Source organism: Marinobacterium ramblicola (genome assembly GCF_019084545.1).
Lineage (GTDB): Bacteria > Pseudomonadota > Gammaproteobacteria > Pseudomonadales > Balneatricaceae > Marinobacterium_D > Marinobacterium_D ramblicola.
In genome coordinates, this window is sequence record NZ_JAHREP010000008.1 from 127,691 (window position 1) to 152,522 (window position 24,832).

Here is a 24,832-nt window from a genome sequence, read left to right on the forward strand (position 1 = left end):
GAAAACAGATGATTTGATCGACGTAAACGTGCCAGGTTCGATCAATTCGTTTTCGGAGGTGGATAGGGAGGCGATTGCGCGGTTCCGACCAGTGGCGCAACCGTCGATTCTGGCGCCAAGCCACCTGACGGTACGACAAGTATCGGCGCGTTGCTCAACCCCAGTGTTACTACCGGGCAGAGTCCGGAACCGCAATGCCGCTCGAACTCCGCCGAGCAACAGTCGGAAGCAGCTTCGCTCATGACATCAGCGCATTCGGCATATGGCGTACAATCCACCCGCTGATGGAGCACGCCCCCCATCTGATCGCCAGCCACCATCTCCACGGAGGCCTGGAGGCTGAGCGATTGCGTCAGCAACATCAGCGCCAGCATCAGCATGATGCCGATAGTGGAAACACCTTGTCTGATCCGGTTGATCAAGCCAACTCTCCGCGGGTCATCGCTCTGTGGTACGCCATGATGAGCATCATGCACCAATGCAAAATCAAGTACCAGCAACTGCACATGATAACCGGGGCCCGCCATTCGGCCCTGCCCCCGGTCAACAGGCGGTTTACTCACGTACCAGAATCACCCGGACCGCATCGAGTTTGAGTTCGGCACGGGACAGGGCATCCGCCATCTGCGTCCTGCGCGCAGCCAGTGCCTCAAGCTCCGCGGGATGGATGCCGGGATTCACCGCCGCCAGAGCTTCCAGGCGCTGGTATTCGGCGCCCTGCTCGGCGTGCATCCGCTCCAGCGCCTGCTCGACCATCGGCGCCAGCTGTTTCTGCGCCATTGCATCAGCCTGTTTCAGCTGGGTCACGATCTGCTCGCGGGCCAGGCGCACCATGTTCTGTCCGGCAGTACGGGATACCGTCTCGGCCAGCTTGTTCAACGGCTCATGGCCCAGCGGCCCGGCCAGATCCTGGCCGTTGGGGCCGACCAGTACCCGCACCAGCCCCTTGGGCAGATAGCGCTGCAGCTGCAGTGCCCGCGGCGCCGTGGTGTGCAGCTGGAAGATCGCTTCCAGCAGCAGGGTACCCGGCGGCAGCGGCGGCAGCTTCAACGTCACCAGCGAGTTGTTGCCATACTCGCCGCGCAGGATCAGCTCCATGGTGCCGGCCAGCAGCGGGTGCTCCCAGCTCATGTACTCGATATCTTCACGCGACAGCGCCCGCTCGCGGTTGAAGGTCAGCGTCAGCCCCTCATCCTCCAGGCCCGGCAGCTGGCACAGCATGTGCTCGCCCATCTGCAGCACCAGTCCATCCTCACCGTGAGGCTGGGTATCGACGCCGAAACGCTCGAACAGTTTCTCTGCGTAGGCTTGCAGCTCTTCACCCGACTCCGCCTCGATCACCGCGGCGGTCAGCGCCTCGGCTCGCGCCTGATCGCAGCTGCCCAGCTCCAACAACCGGTCGCGGCCGGTCGCCAGCTTATCCTCAAGTTCGATACGGGCACTGGCGGTATCAGCAATCAACTGCTGCAGTGCTTGCAGATTCTGCGGATCGTTCAGGCACTCGTACAACTCGTCAGCGACCTGATGATAGATCGCCTCACCGGTGGCGCAGACGCGGCTGAACGCCTCCAGTCCGCTGTCATACCAGTCCAGCAGCACGCCCACGGCACTGTCCTGGTAGTAGGGCACATGGATCTGGATATCGAAGCGCTGGCCGATACGGTCGAGGCGACCGATACGCTGCTCCAGCAGATCCGGGCTCAGCGGCAGGTCAAACAGGACCAGGTGGCTGGCAAACTGGAAGTTGCGCCCCTCTGAGCCGATCTCGGAACAGATCAGCACCTGGGCGCCCAGCTCCAGATCGGAAAAGTAGGCGGCCGCACGGTCGCGGTTGATCAGCGACATCCCCTCATGGAAAGCTGCGGTGCGCAGCCCCTGACGCAGGTTCAGATACTCCTCCAGCGCAATCGCGGTCTCCGCCTTGGCGCAAATCACCAGCGCCTTGTCCTTGCGGTTATCACGCAGCCACTGCACCAGCCACTCCACCCGCGGATCGATCTCGACCCAGTCAGGCCCAAGCAGCTGTTCCGGATGCAGCGCCTGCTCCAGCTTCGCGGTCAGCGCCGCCTCTTCGTACACCGCCGGCATCGGCAGCGGCACGGCATCGAGCTGACGCGAGCGGAAACCGCTGACGCTGTCGCGGGTGTTGCGAAACAGCACTCGGCCGGTGCCGTGGCGATCGATCAGTGAGGCGATCAGAGCTGCCAGCCCCTGCTCACGTTTGTCCCGCGGCAACGCGAGCCAGTTACCCAGGGCTTCATCGCCAAGCCAGCCGGCGATCTCGTGCTGAACCCGGCTGTCGGCGGCCAGCAGGTCGGTGCCGCCCTCCTCCAGCAACGGCGCAATGGCACGGCTAAGATGGTGAAACCGGTCGCTCTCGGCAATAAAACTATCCAGGTCGTGGTAGCGCTCAGGGTCAAGCAGACGCAGACGGGCGAAGTGTCCCTCGGGACCCAGTTGTTCCGGTGTCGCGGTCAGCAACAGCACGCCCGGAATCTTCTCGGCCAGCGCCTCGATACAGCGGTAGCCATGGCTGACCGCTGTCGGCGTCCAGCCCAGGTGATGCGCCTCATCCACCACCAAAAGATCCCAGCTCGCCAACAGCGCCTGCTTCAGACGAGCATCGCGCTGGGTCAACAGGGACAGCGGACAGAGGACCAGTTGGCTGGACTCGAACGGGTTACCGCTATCGGATTCCAGCAGCGCCATGCAGCGCTCTTCGTCCAACAGGGTGAACATCAGGTTGAAGCGACGCAGCAGCTCCACCAGCCACTGATGCACCAGGTTATCGGGCACCACCACCAGCACTCGGCTGGCACGGCCACTGATCAGGCGCTGATGCATCACCAGACCCGCTTCGATGGTTTTGCCCAAGCCCACCTCATCGGCCAGCAGCGCACGCGGATGCTCCCGTGAGGAAAGCTCCACCGCGATATGGAACTGATGCGGCAGTAACTGTACCCGGGCACCGAGCAAGCCATACACAGGGGAACTCATCAGCCGGTGGTGGTGCTCTAGCGTACGCACGCGCAGTTTGAACAGGCCGTTGCGATCGATCTGACCGGCCAGCAAACGCTGCTCCGGTCGAGCAAAGTGAACAGCGCTGTCCAGCTCGGGCTCGGTCAGCACCACCTCTGAGCCCCCGGCATCACTGCAGCGGTAGATAAAGCAGCCACGGTTCTCGAAGCGCTCCAACACCTCCAGGGTATCGCCGTGATGGTTATTGACCCGTTCGCCGGGTTCATAGATCACACGGCTCAACGGCGCATTGTCGATCGCGTAGGTTCGCTGTTCCATCACCGCGGGGAATGCGATTTCGACACGACGATTGGCACACTCAATGACGATGCCTAACCCCAGATCCGCTTCTGTGTTACTGATCCAGCGCTGACCGGGGGTAAACTGCTCGTGAGACAAAACCTGAACTCCATCTGTGGGTATGAAACGGGGCGCACATGATAGCTCGACTCGAGCCAGAATGCTGCCCTTGCTGCACTGCTTCAAAAGACTAGCAAAAGACTGGACCCGTATTCGGTTAAACTTCCTGAAATAGATCCACGGGATGTAAAACGTGCTCGACAAACTCTTTGCCTATCTCAGCGCTGCGCACCACAAAATAGAAAGTATCGAGGCGGACCGATGGTATCTGCTGGTCGACTCGGTTCCGCTGCTGCGGGCACTGAGTGACCCGGCTCAGCAGAAGCTGAAGGAACTGGTTGAGCGATTCCTTGCCGATAAGAAGTTCTTCGGCGGCGACGGGTTGGAGCCGGATCTGGAGATGGCGCTGAGAGTATCGGCGCTGGCCTGTTTACCTGTACTCAACCTCGGTTACCACTGGCTGGATGATATCCGGGAGGTAGGGATCTATCCGGAGGCGTTTCTGGTTCATCATGAAGAGCAGGACGAGTTTGGCGTCGTACATGAAGGTTATGAACCGCTAAGCGGTGAGGCTTGGGAACATGGCACCCTGGTCCTCTCCTGGCCGGACGTACTGCACTCGGGATTGATGACGGATGGGCATAATGTAGTGGTCCACGAGATAGCCCACGTGTTGGACGCACGCAACGGCGCGTTCAACGGATTTCCGCCTCTGCCAAAGGGGATGGATGCCACGGGCTGGACCCGGGCGTTCAGTAACGCCTTCGAAGGATTGAATCAGCAACTGGATAGCGGAGTCGAACCCCAGATCGATGATTACGCGGCAACCTCACCCGCGGAGTTCTTCGCGGTAACCAGCGAGTATCACTTCGAGCGACCGGATATTCTGCAAAACGCGTTTCCGGAGGTGGCAGCACAGCTGGAGATGTTCTACGGTCGTTCAGGTTCCGATAGCGGGTTCTGATCGTTTCAAACCCTTATCCTATAGCGGCAAGTATGGAATTTTCGAACACACGCGCCTGACTACACATGGACTTGACCGCTGCCCAGTTCTCGGTCAATTGCTGCGCGTAGCGCTGATAGTCCCTGCGGGTCTTTTTGATTCGGTGCTGCCTCGGTAACCGACACAACCCTGGTTCAACCGAGCCATCGCATTCAAGATGGTTGGCCAAGAGTTGATGGTCCGGCGGCAAGACCGCTGCGGCAAGCCAACTGCCCGACGACTGTGCGGGCAAACACAGCACGGATGAACACCCTAATCGAGCCGAACCCAGCCAACTGCTCACAACAGCCTCCAATTCCAGACAAGAGTCTCTAACGGGAGGACAGGAGCGTGCGCAGGGCAACATGCCCCATCTCCGGGAGTGCGCGATATCGGCCACCTCTTCCCCGCATTGGGAGTATCGAAAGGTAGCAACATCGACATCCAGATGGAGTATCAACAAGTCAAAATTTGCCAGAGTAGGATCAGTTTCCAGATCGCCGGAATGACGCTCTCCCGCGTGCCAACACCACTTGAGCACACCGCCCCAACCTGTCCCCATGCCCGGCCGAGTTTCTTCCGGCCGCAACTGAGTCAGGATAAAAGGTGCCGTCAGAAATGCCTTGAGTGCGGCTTCAACAATGACGTAATCGGTAGATCCCTCTGCAACCAGCGCTATCCGTAGCTCAGACATTCGGCACGGCCCCCAAGTGCCCCATCATCCACAGGCGGGATAGAGGATAGTCCTTATTCATTTTTACCAGCTCTGCCGACAGCTCGATCCTGCGAACAGCGGTTATCCCGTTACTGGTGCGCTCAACCGCGAACAGTCGGGTTTCGGGGTCCAGCAGATTCAGGCCATCGAGCACCGCCGGATTATGGGTTGTAAACAACAACTGCCGATCCGCACTGTTGTGGGCCAGCCATCCAGCAAGTCTTGAGGTCAACAGCCTCGCCAGACGGGGATTGAGTGCCTGGTCCAAATTATCTACGGCAAACAACCGGGGGGCGTTCGGGGATAGACACAGCAGAGCGCAGAAAATGACATATAACGCCCCTTCACTGGCATCATACGCGGTCAACTCATTACGGCTTGTCTGCATGAAGCGATCGGTAAACTTGAGCATCACCTTGCTACGCGGCACCTTGCTCGATAGCAAAGAAGAACCATGGGTCGTGGTCTCGATATCGGAGATCCAATCGATCAACTCGATAACTTGATCCAGTATCTCTTCACCGGTATCGCCCTGCCCTTCCAGGTGCCTAACCAAGGCCGCGTATCCCTCCGCCAGTTGACCGCCATTCAATCCAACCGGAGCGCGGGACTGGATATCTTGCTCGATGCCTCTGAGTGTTGGTGTGTTGGGGCAGTAGATTGCATACTCCTGCAACCTTTTCATAAGGAGCGCTGCAGCGTTGTCGACATCCAGATCCACTATCCGTAGTGCAGCCAGCCCGGCCTGTGGATTCAAGTTTTTCTTGTTCCTCACGCCGTCGGAAATGATCTCTTCACACCCGTCGCTCAGCACTTCCGTTTTGTAACTCCAGGAGGGTTCCGGCGAATCCAAAGGGTTCAAGAGGGATACGCGATAGGCCTCCCCTTTGTCACCATTAACTTCCAGGCGGATATGTGCAGGGGTTCTTTCAGAGGCAAATGAGCTTTTATAAAGCCGCGGAACACCTGCCCTTACGCCTCGGCGAAGAAGGCTCTCGTCATCGACCACTCCATTGGCCGCAGCCCCCAGGACTCCAAGGGACTCGAGGATATTGCTCTTACCAACGCCATTGGCGCCGATAAAGCAGTTGACGCGCCCCAACTCCAGTGTTTCCTCATGCAAAGACTTGAAGCCATTAACGGACAGCTTACGTATCATCATATCAACCTCATTATCCCTGTGAGCGACCCCTGCACCTGGTCATCCTCGAAACCCGACCCGCTATTCCAACGGTTTACTGCCGCTTCGTCGGCCTCTCGATCAGGCCATCCTTGCGGAACATCGCCTTGATGCCGCGCACCGCCTGACGGATGCGGTCCTGGTTCTCGATCAGGGCGAAGCGCACGTAGTCGTCACCGTAGTCGCCGAAACCTATACCGGGCGACACACACACCTTGGCGTCGGCCAGCAGCTTCTTGGAGAACTCCAGCGAGCCCATCTCACGGTAGGGTTCCGGGATCTTGGCCCAGATATACATGGAGGCTTTCGGCACATCGACCATCCAGCCCGCCTCGTGCAGCCCCTTGGCCAGGGCGTTGCGACGCTGGCGGTACTGTTCGGCGATATCGCGCACACACTGCTGATCACCCTCGAGCGCGGCAATGGCCGCCACCTGCAGCGGAGTGAAGGTGCCATAGTCGTGGTAGCTCTTGATCCGTGCCAACGCGTGCACCAGCTCCTTGTTGCCGACCATGAAACCGATGCGCCAACCGGCCATGTTGTAGCTCTTGGACAGGGTGAAGAACTCCACCGCTACATCCTTCGCACCCGGCACCTGCATGATCGACGGCGCTTTCCAGCCATCGTAGACAATATCGGCATAGGCCAGGTCGTGTACGACGATGATGCCGTACTGCTTGGCCAAGGCCACCACGCGCTCGAAGAAATCCAGTTCGACACACTGCGCGGTCGGGTTCGACGGGAAACCGAGGATCATCATCTTCGGTTTCGGAATCGCTTCGCGGATCGCCCGCTCGAGCTCGACAAAGAAATCGACACCGGGTATCAGCGGTACCGAACGCACCTGGGCACCGGCGATCACCGCACCGTAGATATGGATCGGGTAACTCGGATTGGGCACCAGCACGGTATCGCCGTGGTCGCAAGTGGCCAGCATCAGGTGCGCCAGCCCCTCCTTGGAACCGATGGTGACGATCGCCTCATCCTCGGGGTCGATCTCCACCTCGTAGCGGTCGCGGTACCAGTGCGAGATCGCCCGGCGCAGACGCGGAATGCCGCGCGAGGTAGAGTAGCCGTGGGTATCTTCGCGCTGCGCCACGGTGCAGAGCTTTTCAACGATATGCGGAGGCGTCGGGCCATCCGGATTGCCCATGCTGAAGTCGATGATATCTTCGCCACGCCGACGCGCCGCCATCTTCAGCTCGGCGGTGATATTGAATACGTAGGGGGGAAGACGGTCGATACGAGAAAAACGACGTACGGGGGGAGTGCCAGCATTATCGGCCATGATAACCTCTTGTCACGTAAGCGCCCGGAACCGTCCGAGCGACGCCGGCCATGCTTTTATGACCGTGGAGCAAAGGGTATACCGATCGCCAACTCTTGACGACCATTTTTTATCTTTCCGATGGCACTTTATACACCCCACTTTTTCCGTCAAAAAGTAAGAATAATCCCACACAAAAACAGATTTACCCTCATATACCCGCAATATGTGTGCGGTTTAAAATGCAAATATTGTAAATCTTAACAAAAGATTAACAAATCCAGTTATATCCAAACGTTTTTATCCACCCGAGCCAATGGTCGCTTTGCGGTTCTCGATAAGTGCCGAGAACCAAGGTAGACCCCGAGACCAACGAATAAGAATTATCGGATTACAGGAGTAAATACCGTGAAAGACAACGGTCCGGTCACTCAGCGCGAGATCGACTACCCGGCTTCAACCAATATTCTGTCAACGACCGACTTAAAGGGACGGATACGGTATATCAATCAGGACTTCATCAGCATCAGCGGATTCAGTGAAGCAGAGCTGATCGGCAGCAGCCATAACATCGTCCGACATCCCGATATGCCGCCCGCCGCCTTCGCGGGGCTCTGGGGCACGATAAAGGACGGGAAGTCCTGGATGGGGATCGTCAAGAACCGCTGCAAGAACGGCGATCACTACTGGGTGGATGCTTACGCCACGCCAATCAAGCAGGGCGACAGCATTGCCGAGTACCAATCGGTTCGGCGTAAACCCGACCGCACGCATGTAGAGCGTGCAAAGAAACTCTACCCACAGCTACTGAAAGGCAAAACATCGGCCCTGAAGCGTTCCAGGCTGTCAGTTACTTCAAAGATGGTTCTACTGGTATCTCTGTCCAGTATGCTCTCGCTCGGCCTACATCTGTCCCTGGTACAGAACGACTATCTCTACGCGCTAATGGTCACGCTGTTCAATGCACTGCTGCTATCGGGACTGCTCGCCCCAATAAATAAACTAAAGGACAAAGCCAAAGCGGTCATCGACGATCCGGTTGCACAGCATGTCTACACCGGGCGCCGGGACGAGTACGGCATGATCGAGCTTGCCTTCAAGGCCCTGGAGGCGGAGACGGCCGGGTTGATCGGACGAATCGCCGATACCGCCGCGATAATGGAAAAGGGGTGCAACACACTAGGCAGCGCGATCGGCGAAGCGAAAGAGCAGTCACATCAGCAGTTCTCCGATACCGACCAGGCAGTAGCCGCCATCAACGAGATGTCGGCTACCATTCATGAGGTCGCCAAGCATGCGCAGCAGAGTTCCGCCCAGTCCGGCAAGGGGCTGGAGGCGGCAAGCTCGGGCAAACAGGTTGTCGATCGGAGTGTCAATGCGATTCTGGTACTGAAGGAGCAGATCGCACACTCCTCCACCATCATCCGGGAGCTGGAAGTCAGCGCCGGCAGTATTGCGGTCGTACTTGATGTGATAACCGAGATAGCAGACCAGACCAATCTGCTGGCACTCAACGCGGCAATCGAGGCGGCACGTGCCGGTGAAACGGGTCGTGGATTCGCCGTCGTGGCCGACGAGGTGCGCGGGCTTGCCAACCGGACCCGCACATCGATAGAGGAGATACGCTTGGTGGTCGGCAACCTGCAATCCGCTTCCGGTCAGGCGGTCGAAGCGATGACAACGGCGCTGCAAAGCGCCGACTGCTGCGCCGAACAGAGCGCCGTAACCGCATCCTCCTTCAATGATGTCCTCGATACCATCTGCCGTATCAGTGATATGTGTACCCAGATCGCTTCGGCGGTCGAGCAACAGAGCGTGGTCGCCGAACAGATCAGTCAGAACATCGTCAGCATTCGAGACGCATCGGAGAGCAACCTGCACAGCATGGAATGCACCTCGACCGTCAGCGACACCATGCACGACACATTTAACGAGTTTCAATCGCTCGCCAAACAGTTCTGGCAGAAGCAGGCGATTTCGAGGTGAGGCATCAACATCGTGCAATTGGGCTTCGCCACTCAGAAAAAACGAAGTGGGCCCGCCTGGCCAATCTACATAATCCATTCCACCAGAGGTAGAGTGATCGGTGCTGGTAAATAGATTCAAAGCCTAATCGATAAAAAAACGGCGAACACTCTCCTACAAGATGGAGAGTGCCGCCATTTTCGGTGCCTCGATACCAGCTCGCGCTGGAAACTTAACCGGCTTGAGTCTGCATGGCCGGTGTATCGAACCGGCGGCTATAGATGAACAGCCCGATGAAGACCACTGCCGCCGCCAGATCGTAGACCAGATGCCCGTGCGGCCAGAGCAGCCCCAGCGCGCAGATGCCGCTGAGCAGGCGCAGGGCGATATTCAGCTTTCCTTCCAGGTACCCCTCCATGAAGCCGACAAAGGCGTACATGCCCAGGATACCGAACAGGAAGATGGTCAGCACTTCATCCCAGCTACCGCCAATGAACGGGGTATAGGCGAACAACAACGGCACCACATAGAGCCCCTTGGACAGTTTCCAGGCGGTAAGGCCTGTCGCCATCGGCGGCGTCCGTGCGATCGCCGCGGCGGCAAAGGCGGTCAGGCAAACCGGCGGTGTCACGTTGGAGTCCTGCGACAGCCAGAAGATGATCATATGCGCCGACAGCAGCAGCATCGACAGCAGGGTCGGATCCAGCGCCTGCTGCAACAGCTGCCCCTTGAAGTCGGACGGCACCTGGGCCACCAGCGCGGCGGCATCGGCCGCGGGCATCGGCTGGGCCAGAGCGGTCAGCGCGTTGGGATCGATCAGCATGAAGATGGTGCGTGCCGCTTCCGGCAGCTGGCCAGAGACGATCAGGTCGATAAGCTCGCGTTCCGCCATCAGGTTATACAGCGCCGGTGCCGACAGCGTCGCCAGCACGATATAGGCCGCCGTTACAGGCAGCCCCATGCCCAGGATCAGCGATGCCAAGGCCACCAGCACGATGGTAACCAGCAGACTGCCACTGGCCCAGTTGGTGACCATCAGCGAAAAGGTGTTACCGATACCGGTCATCGACACCACGTTGACGACGATGCCCACTGCGATCAGCAGCATCGCCGTGGTTGCCATGTTCTTCGAACCCTGCGCCAGCGCGTCGAGCACATCGCGCACTCCCATCCGGCGTGGCGACAACCAGGAGGCCAGCACCGTCGAAATGATCGAGATACCAGCGGCATAGGTGGGGGTGAAACCGTAGATCAGCAATGCCACCAGCACGATGATCGGCAGCAGGCAGTGCCACCCCTCCTTCATCACCTCCTTGAACGGACGCGCATCCATTTCCACCGCATGGGCGTGGCTGCGTTTGGCCTCGACACGGACATAGAAACCGACCGACAGGAAATAGAGCAGCGCAGGCAGTGCGGCGATGCCGATGATGGTGACGTAGGGGATCTGGGTATAGGAGGCCATGATGAACGCGCCCGCCCCCATCACCGGCGGCATCAACTGCCCACCGGTGGAGGCGGCCGCTTCGACACCGGCGGCAAAGCGCGCGGGAAAGCCCGCCTTCTGCATCATCGGAATGGTGATAACGCCGGTGGACACGGTGTTGGCCACGGAGGAACCGGACACCGACCCCATCAGTCCTGAGCCGAACACCGCGACCAGACCAGGTCCGCCAACGAAACGCCCGGCCACGCAGCGCGACAGCTCGATGATGAAATCGCCGGCGCCGGACTTGACCAGGAAGGCACCGAACAGAATGAACATGAACACATAGGTCCAGGAGATCTGGGCGATAGAGCCGAACATCCCCTCGGAGGAGAAGTAGCTGCGAAACATCACCGTCTCCAGGCTCAGGCCCGGAAACTGGAACATGCCCGGCACGTACTGTCCCCACCAGAATACATAGGTCAGTGCCACCAGGATCAGCGACGGGATGAACCAGCCGGTAGTACGACGGGTCATCTCCAGTGCAATCAGTATCGCCACCACGGCGACGATCCAGTCCGAGGTGATGAAATGAACGCCGCGGTCGTACAGCGCATCCTCGAACAGCATCAGGTAGATCGTGGTGCCAACCGCCACAAGACCGATCAGAATGTCGACCGCGAGGATCAGCTTGGCACTCCCCTCTCCACGCGTCGCGCGCATCGGCACCATCAGCGCCGTGATCAAAGCAAATCCGGCAAAGTGGATCGCCGACACCCAGAGCTCGGACATGGTGCCGATGGTATTGAAATAGATATGGGCCAGCGCGAACACGACCCCCGCCCAGTAGATGAAACGACCAGCCAACGACTTCTCGTCACGCTGTGTCAGCTCCAGGCTTTTTAATCGCTCGGCAGTTTGTGAGTCGGTCATCAACTCGATCCTCGTTTATTTTTTGCTCACCAAAGACCGGCTCGTCCGCGGTGCAAACGGAGAGCCGGTTCACATCATGGCCGGCAGATCAGTTGTTTTTGATCTCGATACCCATCTCGCGGTAGAAACGCGCCGCGCCAGGGTGCAGAGGCAGCGGCAGGCCCGCTATCGCCTTCTCCAGCGCCATAGCCTTGGTGGCGGCATGGATACCGTTCAGGAACGGCAGGTTCTCGTAGATGGTTTTGGTCAGCTGGTAGACATCCTCCTCCGATACATCGTCGCGTACGGCCAGGAAGTTGGGCTGGGCGATGGTGTTGATCTCCTTGGTCTGACCCGGATAGGTGTTGGCCGGAATCACGTAACGGGTCCAGAGGTCGTAATGACCGTTGGCCTGCGCCATCTGCTTATCGGTAAAATCCAACACGGTGATATCGCCACCCATGGACGCATAGGCGCGGGTGATCGCCGAGGTCGGCACACCGGAGGGGATGTTCATGCCATCGATGGTTCCGTTCTGCATCGCATCGGCGGAGGGGCCATAGCCCATGTAAGCGAGGCTGAACTTGTCCGGATCAATGCCCAGGTTGCCGAGGATGGTGCGACCGGAGCCCTCAGTACCGGAGTTTTTAGGCCCGATGGAGAATTTGACACCCTCGAACCCGTTCAGGTCTTCGATGGTGCCGGTCTTGGCGTAGGAGGAGCGAACGACAAACTGCTCCACGTTCTGCCACAGCATGGTGACCGAGCGCAGTCCCTTCTGCGGTCCGGAATCCTTCAGCTCGCCCTCACCGTGCCAGGCCCAGGCCCCATAAAGACCCTGCAGGATCGCGAACTGGGCCTCATTCTCACGCAACAGTTTGATGTTCTCGCCCGAACCCGCGGAGTTGATGGCGGACAGCGACAGACCGATGGTGGGCTCCAGCTTGACCTTGGCCAGAGTCGCGAGGGCTACACCCACCGGGTAGTAGGTGCCGCCGGTGGAGGCGGTTGCCAGAATGTAGGAGCGTTTCTCCTCGGCGGCCTGGACCAGACTCATGCTGGAAGCGGCGACACCCACCGCCAGCGCCATGCCCATACCCTTGATGAAGTTGCGTTTGCTTATTGTCATTCCTGCGTCCTTTTTTGTGATTGTATTGAACCTCTGCCTCCGGCAATCGCGACACTGGGGTTGGTCGCTGCGGAAACAGGCTCCTTTGACGGAGTAAATCAGATATAGCAAAGGACGGGCCAGACGCCAGAAAAAACGATATCTAATTGAAATATAAGGAATTAATACACATGACGCCGGAGCAATCAGCAGCAATAGGCAAAATTTTGCTTATCATCCAGGGGGCGATAAGCAAAAATCCGCTTATGCAGGCTCTTCAGGAACAAACTCACTGCGGCTGATACCGTAACGCTGCATCTTCTGATTCAGGGTGCGCCGTGGCAGATCCAGCTCCTCCATCACCGCCTTGATGTTTCCCTTGTGCGTCCGGAGGCTGAGCCGGATCACCTGGGCCTCGAACTCATCCACCTGCACCGCCAGCGGCAGGCTGCGCTGGTTGATTCTGGGCGTTACCAGTGGCGCCAGTCCGCGCGACAGCAACTCGGCAGCCGAGGAGCGGTGATCGAGCGCAAAACGTATCGCCACATTTTTCAGCTCCCGCACGTTCCCCGGCCAGGCATAGGACTGGAGTGCACAGATATCGTGATCGCTCAAGGGGCGAGGCTCGCGCTGGTGATCGGTCGCCGCCTGCGCCACGTAATGTGCAAACAGCAGCGGCACATCGTCCAGACGATCCCGCAACGCCGCCAGATGCAGCTCCGACACGCACAGACGGTAGAACAGATCCTCGCGGAACCCCTCCTCCTCGCGCAGATCCACCTTGGCCGCCGCCACCACGCGCAGATCGACCGGAATCGGCTGATTGGAGCCCAGCCGCTCGATAACCCCCTCCTGCAGGGCGCGCAGCAGCTTGACCTGCAGGTTCGCCGGCATGCTCTCGATCTCGTCGAGAAATAGTGTGCCGCCGCTGGCATACTCGAACTTGCCGATACGGCGCTTGCTGGCACCGGTGAACGCCCCCGCCTCATGACCAAACAGCTCGCTCTCGATCAGGTTTTCCGGGATCGCGCCACAGTTGATCGGCACGAACGGCTTAGCGGAGCGGGGACTGAACTCGTGCAGGCACTGGGCCACCAGCTCCTTGCCGGTACCGGTTTCACCGTAGATGATCACATTGGTATTGAGCTGGCCCAGCATCAGGATCTCGTCACGCACTCTCGATATCGCCGGAGAGATACCGATCAGCTTGCCCGCCAGTCCCGAGCGACTGGCCAGATCGCGCTGCAGACGCCGGTTCTCCAGTGTCAGCCGCCGCTTGTCACAGGCGCGCTGCAGGGTTTCCGCCAACCGGTCGGGCACATAGGGTTTCTCGATAAAGTCGTAGGCGCCCTCGTGCATGGCACCGATCGCCATATCCACATCACCGTGCGCGGTCAGCAGAATCACCGGCAATCCCGGCAGCCTGTTATGCACCTCGCGCATCAGCGCCAGCCCATCCATGCCGGGCATGCGCACATCGGTGAGCAGCACGCCGGGCCACCCCTCATCGAGCTGGGCCAGTGCCTGTTCGGCGCTGGAGAGACTGACCACATGAAAGCCGCAGATCGACAGCCACTGCGCGGTGGCCTCCCGCACCATCGCTTCGTCGTCCACCAACATGACGCAGCGGCATTCATTGACGGCCTGGATCGGCAGCTCGGGTTTCATATCACCTCTTGTCCGTTATCGGTCGGTTGTGGCTCGCCCTCTGGCGACCTGTCAAAGCGTTTCAGGCAGAGTTCAAAACAGGCGCCCCCCTCGGGGCGGTTGGCCGCGCGTATATTGCCACCGAGATCGCGGACGATCGACTGCACGATCGCCAACCCCAGGCCAAGCCCGCTGCCCACCTCCTTGGTGGTGAAGAACGGCTCGAACAGCTGCCCACGGTGCTCCTCGGCGATACCCGGCCCATTATCCGCCACTGCGAGATAGACATGCTGCTCATCGGCTTCGACGCTCAGCAGCAAGCGATGGGACCCCGGCTGTGGTTGCATGGCGTCACAGGCGTTCTTGATCAAATTGATCAGTACCTGCTCAAAACGGGCCTGGTCGCCGGCAAGATGAAGTGCCGATGTCGGTGGCGTGTAGTCCAGCTGCAGCTGCATCTCGCTGAAGCGGCCACGAAACAGCGCCAGTACCTGATCGATCGATTGCGCCACCGGCACCGGCCCCACCTGCTCCGGCTTGCGATAGGCGAAGGTTTTCAACTGCCCGGTAATCAGCGCCATGCGGTCGATCAGGCTTTCCAGCTGGCGCAGATTCTCGCGCTGCAGCTCGGGGTTATCGAGCTGTCGTCGGCAGATCGCCAGGTAGGTGCGCAGCGCCGTCAGCGGCTGATTCAGCTCGTGCACCACCGACGCCGACATCCGTCCCAGCGCCGCCAGTTTGCCCGCCTGCACCAGCTCTGCCTGCGCCTCCTCCAGCGCCCGGGTGCGCTCGACCACCTTGTGCTCCAGCGATTCGTTGACCTCACGCAGGGCCTGCTCCAGCCGCTTGCGCCGGCTGATATCGATCACGGTGACCAGGTAGCCAAGTTCCGGGTGATCGGTCATCCCCCGTACCGACACCATCATCGGGAACAGCGTGCCATCGGCCCGGCGCCCCACCATCTCGGCCCCGGTCAGCGGCCGGAACCGGTCGGTACCGAGATTGGACAGCGTCTCACGCAGCAGCTCGCCGCTACTGCCGCCACTGAGCAGCTCCTCCACCGTGCGGTTGCGCATCAACTCCAGCGACACGCCGAACTGCTGCATCGCCATCGGATTGATGAACTGGATCATTCCGCTTGGATCGACATTGATCAAGCCCACCTCGGCGGTGCTGATCATATCGCGCTGACGCTCTTGGCTCAGCGCACGCTCACGGGCCTGCTCCAGTTGCAACGCCCGTTTCTGACGCGACTCGCGCAGATAGAGAAACAGCAGCGCCAATGCAAAACCGCCGCCACCGATCGCACCGGCCGCGATCCGCTGCTGTTGCTGCACGTTGCGGGCATCGCTGAGCACGCTGACACGCCATCCCAGATCATCCAACACCACGCTCTGCACCAGATAGACAACACCATTGAGGGTCAACAGTTGAATTTTGGAACCATCGCTCAACGACTCCGATTTCGCCTCAGGCAGTCGATCCGGCATCATCACGCTGAACAGACGCTCACCGTTGATATCGTTGATGATGAATGGGTAATCGATCGGCAGCTGTTCGCGAAGCTTGTCCAGCTCCACCCGCATGGCGGCGACCCCGATCAGACGCTGCTCATCATAGATCGGCGCCGACATGTACAGCGCCTGGCGAGGCGGAACGCCTTCATGCACGAACTGGCGCCCCTCGTCGCCGGCGATCGCCTGGCGAAAATACTCCATCTCGGCCTGCGAGCCGCCCAATAAGGTTCGTTGATCCCGCCAGTTGCTGGACGACCTCAGCATCCCGTCCAGATCAAACACCATCAGCGCACTTGAACCCGACACCAGGTTGATCTGTTCAAGATAGCGGTTAACCGGCTCACTGTTCTCGCCGCCGGGGCTGCGCAACAGGCCCCGTACCTCTCGACTCTGCGTCAGCACAAAGGGCAGGTAACGATATTGATCGAGCGCACCGCGTAACTGGCTGATATTACCCAGCAACCTGTCCGTGCCCTCCTGATGAAGACGCATCAGCGACCAGTCACGGGTATAGGCAGCCCCCTCCAGTGCGAGCATCAGCACCAGCAGCAGATAGAGCGCCATCAATATCAGGGGTCTGAACGACAGCAAAGCCACCTCTCACAGATCCAGTTGAACAACTCAGGCACGTTTCGCCAACAACCTCTGGCACGCAGCAGGATCGATCAACTCACCCAGGTCGTCATATTCAGGATAGGGCAAACCGGCGGTCAGGCAGTGCGCCGCGATCTTGGGGTAGCGGGATTCGAACATATGGCGAGCGGTTTCACGCACCGGCATGCGATCCAGCTGGTAGAGCCCGGCCAGCTGGCGCTGACGCTGCGCCTCGATCAGGATGATGCCGGCGGCGGTTGAAACATTGAGCGACTCCACCATACCCATCATCGGCACCGTAATGTGCTCGTCCGCCTCACGCGCGGCCTGCTCGCTGATCCCCTCCTTCTCCGCGCCCATCAGGATGGCACAGGGCTGGGTATAATCCACCTCACGAAAATCAACGGCGCTATCCGACAGGTGCGCGGCATAGATCTTCATGCCCTGCTCCCTCACGGTGGCGACGGCGCTGTCCAAGGTATCATGCAACACCGAATCGACCCAACGATCGCTGCCACGGGAGGTACCGCGGTAGCGCCGATACTCGGAATCGGGCTTGACCACATGCATGCGCGGGATACCCACGGCATCGCAGTTGCGCACCAACGCCGCGATATTGCGTGGCTTGTGCACCTTGTCGGTAATCAGTGTCAGATCGGGCTGGCGGCGACGCAAAATCTCAAGTAGGCGCTGTTCACGTTCCGGGGTCATGAGCTCTCCTCTATTCAGTTCAGCGCAGTTTACCGCAGTTAACACCTGTTTTCCGCGCCGAAGCCACTGCGCGACCGCCAAAAGCAACCAACGAACACGGGCTACCGCGTTTATCCTTGTTTTTCCGCCCCTGTGCCTGTGCCATAATCGGCGGCTTCGTACAACGCCTATCGATGGAATATCAAGCGCCATGACCGACACCAACAACATCATCGCCTATCAGGGTTACCCCGGTGCGTACTCTCACCTCTCCTGTACCCGTGTCTTTCCGAACATGGAAACCCGGGCTTGCGATAACTTCTTCGATGCGATGTTTATGGTCGACAATGGCGAGGCCCAGCTGGCGATGATCCCGCTGGAAAACTCAACCGCCGGACGCGTCGAAGAGATCTACCGGTTGATGCCGAAAACTCAGCTGCACATCATCGGCGAGCACTTCGAACCGGTGAACCACTGCCTGCTGGCACTGCCGGGTACCCGTATCGAAGACCTCAAAACGATCTCCTCTCATCCCCAGGCGCTGGCGCAGTGCGACGGCAATATCAAGGCGCTGGGACTGAGCCCCATAGCTGCGCTGGACACGGCGGGATCCGCAGCGGAACTGGCGGAAAATCCAGTCGCGGGACACGCGGTGATCGCCTCCAGCCTGGCCGCCGAGCTGTACGGACTGGAGATCCTGCAGGAAAACTTCCAGGACAAGAGTGGTAATACCACGCGCTTTATCATCCTGGCCAAGGATAGCCACATGCCGCCTTTGGATGCGGGTGAGCGCTACATGACCACGATCATGTTTGCCGTGCGCAACATGCCGGCGGCGCTGTACAAGGCGCTGGGCGGATTCGCCACCAACGGCATCAACATGGTCAAGCTGGAGAGTTACATGGAGTCAGACACCATGCAGGTGTCCAGCTTCCATCTCGATGTCGAGGCGCACCCCCATGAGCAGGCGATGCAGTATGCCCTGCAGGAGCTGCACTTTTTCGCCAAAACGGTACGCATTATCGGCACTTATCCGGCGCACCCCTTCCGTCAGAGCCGGCAGATGAAGACCGAAGACTGATTGCAGAAGCGAAATATCGCTTTAGGATCCAAGGCTTAGCTGTCAAACAACGCAATTTTTGCTGCAACGCAGTAATAAATGCCGTTTTTTATAACCAATTTGTTTAAAAAACAGGCAATTCCCTATTGTGCATTGCAGCATACGCGCTATGCTTAAGGTGTCCTGAGGGATCAGGACGCGACAGGTGTATCTCTTCACCTATCGCATCCCATCTTGCAGCTCCGGCCGTTGGAGTTGTTTGCACTTTGCCTACCCCTCTCCGCCAGGAGAGGGGTTTTTTTATTCATGGTCAACGCTGCCATCACCCCGGCTTTGGGATATTCTTACCCTGATCGCAAGAAGGAGAACCGATCCATGCAGCTCGAAGAGCACGCGCTGGCCGTAGCACGACACCTATCTCGCTTGGCGCTGTCACTTTCCGCGGAACCTGAGCACCGGCACATTCTGGAACAGGTGGTTGACTCGGCGATGGAGCTGCTCGGCTGCGATGCAGGTACCCTGTACATCTTTCGCGATGACAAACTCCATTTTAGCGTATTGCGCAACCGGAGCTTGGGGCTAAAGGATAACGATCCCGATCTGGAACCGATCACCCTGTTCAAAGATGACGGTACACCATCGGACCTCGTGGTCGTCCACGCATTCATTGATCGCACAACAATCAACATCGCCGATCTCGCGCTGGAGCACAGATTCGATTTTTCCGGCACTTTCGCCTTCGATCGCCAATTCGGCTACCACTCCCGTTCTTTTCTATGTGTCCCGTTGATGGACCATGAGCAACAGGTAATCGGGGTACTCCAGCTGATCAATGCGCTCGATGCCGACGGCAACGTCTGTGCCTTCAATCCCGAGCAGCAGTCACTGCTTGAAGCCCTCGGAGCCCTGGCGGCCACAGTACTGACACAACGGCAACTGATAGATTCCCAGCGAGAACTGTTCGAGTCCTTCATTCGCGTGATTGCCGAAGGGATCGACTACAAATCACCGGTAACCGGAAGGCACTGCCAACAGGTACCGGAAATTGCGATGATGCTGGCCGACGGGGTTAATCAAACCACCAGTGGTGCCTATGCCCACACCCGGTTCAGTGCCGAGGAGATGTATGAGCTAAAGATCGCGGCCTGGCTACACGATTGCGGCAAGATCACCACACCGGAAGCGATCATCGACAAGGGCACCAAACTGGAAGCCCAGTTCGACCGTATAGAGCTGGTTGCCAGTCGGATGCGCGAGTATCAGCAGTCACTGCTGATCGACTGCCTGACTCGACATCCCGGAGACCCGCAAGCCCTCAAACAGGTTCAGGAGCGGATACTCCAACTCTATGCCGAGATGGACTTTCTCAGGATCACCAACCGCGGCAGCGAGTTCACCAGCCCCGAAGCCGTAGCCCGGATCGAATGCCTGGCCCAGCTGAGCTGGACCGGCGTAGACGGACGCCAGCACAAGCTGCTCAACGATGATGAGGTCCGCAACCTGTCGATCAGTCGTGGTACGCTGCTGCCGGAGGAACTGCAACTGATGCGCGATCACATTCGCGTGACCGACCGTATGCTCAACTCCCTGGTTTACCCCCGCTCCCTGAGCCAGGTGCCGGAGATCGCGGTCAATCACCATGAGCATCTGGATGGCACGGGTTATCCGCGAGGACTTGAAGGGGACTCGCTGTCGGTGCGTGCCCGCATCATGTGTATCGCCGATATATTTGAAGCGCTGACCGCACCGGACCGGCCCTACAAGGAGGGGATGAAACTGTCCCAGGCGCTGGAGATCATTGGTCGCAAGGTCGAGGCCAATCAATTGGACCCAGAGCTATTCACCATTTTCGTGCGTGAGGGGGTGTACAAACGCTATGCCGAGCGGTTCATGACCGAGAGCCAGATCGACACCCCCGAACTGGATAACCTGCCCGGCCTGCTGCGCTGATCGTTACTTTTCGGTATGGGTAAACACGGCGTCCCAATCCGGCCCCGGAGGGGATGCCTTGAACTCACCCACCCGCTGCAGGTAGATACGGCTGGGCCCATCCTCTCCGCGCATCGCGATCACCTCGTGGAATCTACTCTCGGCCAGATCCCACCGCTGCCGGCGATAGGCCTTGAGCCCTGCTCTGAAGTTTTCCAGCCAGGGATTATCGGCGCTAGTCAGCGGTTCATAGAGCCCAATCGCCTGGTGTTTGCCCTTGACCCGAACCCGGTCCAGCTCACGAAACGGAATATCCGCACAGAGCCGGTACAGCTGCTCGCTGACCAAGAGATCGACACCGTAGTACTTGGTCAGCCCTTCCAGCCGGGAGCCGAGATTGACCGCATCCCCCATCACCGTATAGGCCATGCGAAAGTTCGACCCCATGTTGCCGACAGCCATCTCGCCGCTATTGAGCCCCATACCGACGCGGATCCGGGGCAGTGCCTCCGCCTCCAGCTGCCGGTTAACCTCCGGCATGGCAGCCAACATCTCCAACGCCGCCGCCAGCGCATGACGGGCGTGCTGGGGGTCATCCAGCGGTGCGCCCCAGAACGCCATGATGGCATCGCCGATATACTTGTCGATGGTACCTCGATGACGGTGAATGATCGCCGTCATCTCGCTGAGGTAGATGTTCATCATTCGCGTCAGCTGGGTCGGCGACAGCGATTCCGAGAGAGTGGTGAAGCCGCGCACATCGGAAAACAGTACCGTTAGCTCACGGCTTTCGCCACGTAACTGATCGGCAGTACCCACCTGCTCCAGCGACCTTACCACCTCCGGTGGGACATACTGACCGAAGGTTCTGCTCAGCTGACGGCGGGTGTTGGACTCGAACAGAAAACCTGTGGTCTGCATGAACAGGTACAGCATCAGGATCAGCAGCGTGACGCCTGCCAGCGGCATCACCCAGTACAGCTGACTGAAGGCATAGAAGTTAAACGCCACTACACCGGCGCTGAAGAGCACCGTCAGCAACGTACCGGACAGTACCGATAGCCGCGGCAACGCCAACGACAGGATCAGCCCCACCAGCAGCATCTGCGTTGCATTCAGTGCACGCAGGAAATCCGGTTTATAGAAGAACCGCTGATCGAGTAGCGCCGAGAGGATATTGGCATGCACCTCAACACCGGGATAACGCGGGCCTACCGGCGTCACCCGTAGATCGAGAAGCCCGGCAGCACTGGTACCCACCAGAACGATAGCGCCGGACATGAGATCCTGGGGCGCACTGCCCTCGATCACGTCGGCGGCAGACACGTAAGAAAAACTGCCCTGATGCCCCCTGTAGGGCACCAGCATCGCCCCCTGAGGATCCACCGGTATCTTGACCCCGCCGGCATCGATCGCGGTGAGCACCTGGTAATCGCCGGACAGGTCGCTCTCGATCACCGGGTTAACGCTGTCGCTGAGCAGCAGGGATTGCCAGACCGCCAATGCCAGTGACGGATAGTACTCGCCCCGGTAGCGTTGTATCAGCGGCACCCGACGAAACACACCATCGGGATCCACCAGCGGATTGTCGAAAAAGCCAGAGGTCGACGACTGTGCCAGCTTGGACAAACTGCCGATAACCCCCTTGGCCTCGACAATGGGTAGGGTGTCGGGCAGCGGCGGATCGATCTGCAGCGCAGGCCCGGTCTCGCCGACGGCCAGCGACTCGTCCTGCGGATCAAAAGCCATAGCCAGTACCGCAGGGAGCACGCTCAGCGTCTCCGCCAGCCGTGCATCACCATCTAACTCAGCCAACTGCGCGGGCGACAAAGTGCCACCGTTAAGCTGTAGAAGCCGCTGCAAAGAGGCACGCGCCACGCGATCATCGGGCTCAGAGAACAAAACGTCGAAACCAACCACGGCGACGCCATAGTCGATAAACAGTTTTTCTATTAACTCGGCAACTCGATCTCTGGGCCAGGGCCAGCGGCCGATTCGCGCCAAAGAGGATTCATCGATATCGACGATAACGATACGCGGGTCGACGGTTTCGGTCAGCGTCTGACGCAAGCGCTGGTCGTACAGGTCCAACTCGATCAGTTCGAACAACGACGGCATGCGTCCCTGCCAGCCAAGCACCACCAGCACCAGGGTGCACGCCAGGCCGACCAGCGTACGCAGCCAACGCTGTCCGATTCGTCTCAGCATCTCAAACGGTGACCCGGTGCAACTGTTCGAGGTCGATCTGCCCTGCCACCACCTTGCGAATACCATCCTGCAACAGCGAGCGCATACCTGAGGCATCGGCTGCAGCCTTGATCTCGCCGACATTGGCCTGGCGGTAGATCAGCTCACGCAGCGTCGCATCTGACACCAACAGCTCGTGAATACCGATCCGTCCGCGATAACCGGTGTCGTTACATTCACTGCAGCCAACCGGCTGGTACAGCGTGAGATCGGTTCCGGTACCAAGCTCCGGCCAGTAACGCTCGCCGTACTGACGTTGCAGATAGGCGATCTGCTCCGCACTGGGCGTATAGGCCTCCTTGCAGTGGCTGCACAGTGTGCGCACCAACCGTTGAGCCAGCACACCGAGCAGTGCATCGGCAAAGGAGACCGGATCTATGCCAAGGTCGAGCAGCCGGGTAATGGTTTCCGGTGCCGAGTTGGTATGCAGAGTGGAGAACACCATGTGCCCAGTCAGCGAAGCCTCGACCCCGGCATGGGCGGTTTCCCGGTCGCGCATCTCCCCGATCAGGATCACGTCAGGATCGGCGCGCAGGAAGGAGCGCAACGCGGTCGCGAAATCAAAGCCGATACGCGGCTGGATCTGCACCTGCTGCAACCCGGGCTGGGTGATCTCGACCGGGTCCTCGGCGGTCCATATCTTTCGATCCGGCGTATTCAACTTGGCGAGTATCGCATGCAAGGTAGTAGTCTTGCCGGAACCGGTGGGGCCGACCACGAGCAGGATGCCGTGCGGATGGCGTAGCAACTGCTCTATGCCCTGCTGGTTTGCCTCTGACAGGTTGAGCCTGTCGAACGGTATAGGCTCTCCGCTCTGCAGCAGACGCAATACCACCCCCTCACCGTTGACGGTGGGAATAGTCGCCACACGCACATCCTGCACCTGCCCCTTCAAGCGGATGCTGAACTTGCCATCCTGAGGCAGCCGGCGCTCGGCGATATCCAGTCGAGAGATGATCTTGATGCGGGACACCGTGGCTCTGACATGGGTCGCCGGGATCTGGATGATCTCCTGACAGACGCCATCGATACGCATCCGCACGCTGGCCGGGTTACGCCCACCGCCGGGTTCGATATGGATATCGGAAGCACGTAGCCGGCGACCATCGAGCAGAATACGGTTGACCAGGCGCACCACGGTGGAATCCTGCTCCGATACCTCATCGGTATCGGAGATGACGTTCTCCTCGAGCGTCTGCTCCTCCTCAAGCTCACCGAGGATAGAGGACAGGTTGCTCGCCTCCCCTGCCACATCCACCTCAAGGCCGAGATACTGGTGGATGTCATCAATCAGCCCACAACAGAGTTGGGTCGGGCGGTTGCCGAGAAAATTTTCCACCACCATGACCCGCCCAGTATCGCTGGGGTCGTCGATAAGGATCACCACCCGATCATCGCTGCCTTGGGCGAGCAGCACCAGGTTATTGTTGCGCAGATAGGCCTGATTGATTTTCTCGCAGACTGGGTGCAGCTGATAACGCTCAGGCTCATAGCCAATAAACGGGACCTGGTAAAACTGCTCCAGGGAACGTCCAAGCGCCTCGCGACGCACTTCTGGCAACGCCAGCAACAAACGGCTCAGCGGCACCTTGTCGCTGCTTTTTTCCGTCAGACTGGTCAACTGGGTCTGATCGATCAGCTTCTCCCGAATCAGCCCCTCCCAGGGCGCGTCCGTACAGCCGAAATCGTAGCGAAACTTTTGCCCGATCAGGTCAGCCAGCTGGGTCGCGCGCTGTTCGTCCTGGACGCCAAAGCCCCCCCCATCCGGACGGTTGATCAACTGCAGCACACCCAACAGCACCTTGCCGTGCATGATGGGGACGACCAGCATGGCACGACTGCGAAAAGCTGTCGCATCTTCGAAACGGGAGTCAAAGTGCAGCTGCGGGTGGATCGTCTTCAACGCCGCCGCATCACGCACATTGTCGATGCGCAGAGGGCGCTGGGCAAAGGCGACAAACCCGGCAAGCGAACTGGTCGAAATCGGTACCCGGATCTCCTTGATATCGTTGCCGCTCTGAAAGCGCGATACGATATCGCCACTGGCACGATCACGTTGATAGACGGTCACCCGTTCAGCCCCCAGCAGCGTCAAAATCGCTGCTTCCACCAGCGGCAGCGCGGTATCAAAATCGGGGGCCTGATGTATCCGGCTGATAATTTCCGTCAATCGGGCATAAAACTGGTTGGCTTCCTGGTCGGTTTTTGTTGTCAT

Annotated in this window: 15 protein-coding genes; 4 read left to right on the plus strand and 11 right to left on the minus strand. The window is 59.2% G+C overall.

The window, feature by feature from the left end; all coding sequences use genetic code 11:
• Positions 1-41: 41 nt before the first annotated feature.
• Together KQ940_RS08120 and rapA are read right to left on the minus strand one after the other, a co-directional pair.
• Positions 42-527, minus strand: a complete 486-nt coding sequence (locus tag KQ940_RS08120; protein ID WP_217412932.1) for a hypothetical protein — start codon at positions 525-527, stop codon at positions 42-44.
• A gap of 28 nt (positions 528-555) precedes the next feature.
• Entirely contained in the window at positions 556-3,417 is a 2,862-nt protein-coding gene (rapA, locus tag KQ940_RS08125) for an RNA polymerase-associated protein RapA (RefSeq protein ID WP_217412933.1), read from the minus strand.
• A gap of 154 nt (positions 3,418-3,571) precedes the next feature.
• Here rapA and KQ940_RS08130 point away from each other — a divergent pair, with 154 nt between their 5' ends.
• Positions 3,572-4,342: a M90 family metallopeptidase gene (locus KQ940_RS08130; protein WP_217412934.1), complete on the plus strand. Its 771-nt coding sequence runs from the start codon at positions 3,572-3,574 to the stop codon at positions 4,340-4,342.
• A 704-nt stretch (positions 4,343-5,046) separates the two neighbouring features.
• On the opposite strand, the gene KQ940_RS08135 is transcribed toward KQ940_RS08130, so the two are convergent.
• Both KQ940_RS08135 and alaC read right to left on the minus strand, forming a co-directional pair.
• On the minus strand, positions 5,047-6,237 hold the full coding sequence (locus KQ940_RS08135) for an AAA family ATPase (protein ID WP_217412935.1): 1,191 nt from the start codon (positions 6,235-6,237) through the stop codon (positions 5,047-5,049).
• A 73-nt stretch (positions 6,238-6,310) separates the two neighbouring features.
• Positions 6,311-7,543, minus strand: a complete 1,233-nt coding sequence (alaC, locus tag KQ940_RS08140) for an alanine transaminase (protein WP_217412936.1) — start codon at positions 7,541-7,543, stop codon at positions 6,311-6,313.
• A gap of 387 nt (positions 7,544-7,930) precedes the next feature.
• Between alaC and KQ940_RS08145 the strand changes: the two genes are divergently transcribed.
• Positions 7,931-9,508: a methyl-accepting chemotaxis protein gene (locus tag KQ940_RS08145; RefSeq protein WP_217412937.1), complete on the plus strand. Its 1,578-nt coding sequence runs from the start codon at positions 7,931-7,933 to the stop codon at positions 9,506-9,508.
• A gap of 211 nt (positions 9,509-9,719) precedes the next feature.
• On the opposite strand, the gene KQ940_RS08150 is transcribed toward KQ940_RS08145, so the two are convergent.
• The 5 genes from KQ940_RS08150 to trmH form a co-directional block, all read right to left on the minus strand.
• Positions 9,720-11,846: a TRAP transporter permease gene (locus KQ940_RS08150; protein WP_217412938.1), complete on the minus strand. Its 2,127-nt coding sequence runs from the start codon at positions 11,844-11,846 to the stop codon at positions 9,720-9,722.
• 88 nt (positions 11,847-11,934) lie between these two features.
• Positions 11,935-12,954, minus strand: a complete 1,020-nt coding sequence (locus KQ940_RS08155) for a TAXI family TRAP transporter solute-binding subunit (RefSeq protein WP_217412939.1) — start codon at positions 12,952-12,954, stop codon at positions 11,935-11,937.
• Positions 12,955-13,197: 243 nt separating this feature from the next.
• Positions 13,198-14,601 carry a sigma-54-dependent transcriptional regulator gene (locus KQ940_RS08160; protein ID WP_217412940.1) on the minus strand — a complete coding sequence of 468 codons (1,404 nt, stop codon included), beginning with the start codon at positions 14,599-14,601 and terminating at the stop codon, positions 13,198-13,200.
• Positions 14,598-16,688, minus strand: a complete 2,091-nt coding sequence (locus KQ940_RS08165) for a sensor histidine kinase (RefSeq protein ID WP_217412941.1) — start codon at positions 16,686-16,688, stop codon at positions 14,598-14,600. Before KQ940_RS08165 ends, KQ940_RS08160 begins: the two co-directional genes overlap by 4 nt.
• Before the next feature lie 30 nt (positions 16,689-16,718).
• The gene (gene trmH / locus KQ940_RS08170; protein ID WP_217412942.1) at positions 16,719-17,402 is read right to left on the minus strand and encodes a tRNA (guanosine(18)-2'-O)-methyltransferase TrmH; all 684 of its coding nucleotides are present in this window, start codon (positions 17,400-17,402) and stop codon (positions 16,719-16,721) included.
• Between the two features lie 190 nt (positions 17,403-17,592).
• Here trmH and KQ940_RS08175 point away from each other — a divergent pair, with 190 nt between their 5' ends.
• Both KQ940_RS08175 and KQ940_RS08180 read left to right on the plus strand, forming a co-directional pair.
• Positions 17,593-18,462 (plus strand): prephenate dehydratase, encoded by an 870-nt coding sequence (locus KQ940_RS08175; RefSeq protein ID WP_217412943.1) that lies wholly within the window; start codon positions 17,593-17,595, stop codon positions 18,460-18,462.
• A gap of 354 nt (positions 18,463-18,816) precedes the next feature.
• Positions 18,817-20,391, plus strand: coding sequence for an HD domain-containing phosphohydrolase (locus tag KQ940_RS08180; RefSeq protein WP_217412944.1), 1,575 nt, complete (start codon positions 18,817-18,819; stop codon positions 20,389-20,391).
• 3 nt (positions 20,392-20,394) lie between these two features.
• Here the strand turns inward: KQ940_RS08180 and KQ940_RS08185 are convergent, their stop codons facing one another.
• Entirely contained in the window at positions 20,395-22,578 is a 2,184-nt protein-coding gene (locus KQ940_RS08185; protein WP_246589869.1) for a CHASE2 domain-containing protein, read from the minus strand.
• A gap of 1 nt (position 22,579) precedes the next feature.
• Positions 22,580-24,832, minus strand: coding sequence for a GspE/PulE family protein (locus tag KQ940_RS08190; RefSeq protein ID WP_217412945.1), 2,253 nt, complete (start codon positions 24,830-24,832; stop codon positions 22,580-22,582).

What these genes read in the sequence shown, in the direction of transcription:
- KQ940_RS08135 (WP_217412935.1), bottom strand. Translation starts at nt 6,237, where the DNA reads ATGATGATACGTAAGCTGTCCGTTAATGGCTTCAAGTCTTTGCATGAG.
- alaC (WP_217412936.1), bottom strand. Translation starts at nt 7,543, where the DNA reads ATGGCCGATAATGCTGGCACTCCCCCCGTACGTCGTTTTTCTCGTATC.
- trmH (WP_217412942.1), bottom strand. Translation starts at nt 17,402, where the DNA reads ATGACCCCGGAACGTGAACAGCGCCTACTTGAGATTTTGCGTCGCCGC.
- KQ940_RS08190 (WP_217412945.1), bottom strand. Translation starts at nt 24,832, where the DNA reads ATGACAACAAAAACCGACCAGGAAGCCAACCAGTTTTATGCCCGATTG.
- KQ940_RS08160 (WP_217412940.1), bottom strand. Translation starts at nt 14,601, where the DNA reads ATGAAACCCGAGCTGCCGATCCAGGCCGTCAATGAATGCCGCTGCGTC.
- KQ940_RS08185 (WP_246589869.1), bottom strand. Translation starts at nt 22,578, where the DNA reads ATGCTGAGACGAATCGGACAGCGTTGGCTGCGTACGCTGGTCGGCCTG.
- KQ940_RS08180 (WP_217412944.1), top strand. Translation starts at nt 18,817, where the DNA reads ATGCAGCTCGAAGAGCACGCGCTGGCCGTAGCACGACACCTATCTCGC.
- KQ940_RS08155 (WP_217412939.1), bottom strand. Translation starts at nt 12,954, where the DNA reads ATGACAATAAGCAAACGCAACTTCATCAAGGGTATGGGCATGGCGCTG.
- KQ940_RS08150 (WP_217412938.1), bottom strand. Translation starts at nt 11,846, where the DNA reads ATGACCGACTCACAAACTGCCGAGCGATTAAAAAGCCTGGAGCTGACA.
- KQ940_RS08175 (WP_217412943.1), top strand. Translation starts at nt 17,593, where the DNA reads ATGACCGACACCAACAACATCATCGCCTATCAGGGTTACCCCGGTGCG.
- KQ940_RS08120 (WP_217412932.1), bottom strand. Translation starts at nt 527, where the DNA reads ATGGCGGGCCCCGGTTATCATGTGCAGTTGCTGGTACTTGATTTTGCA.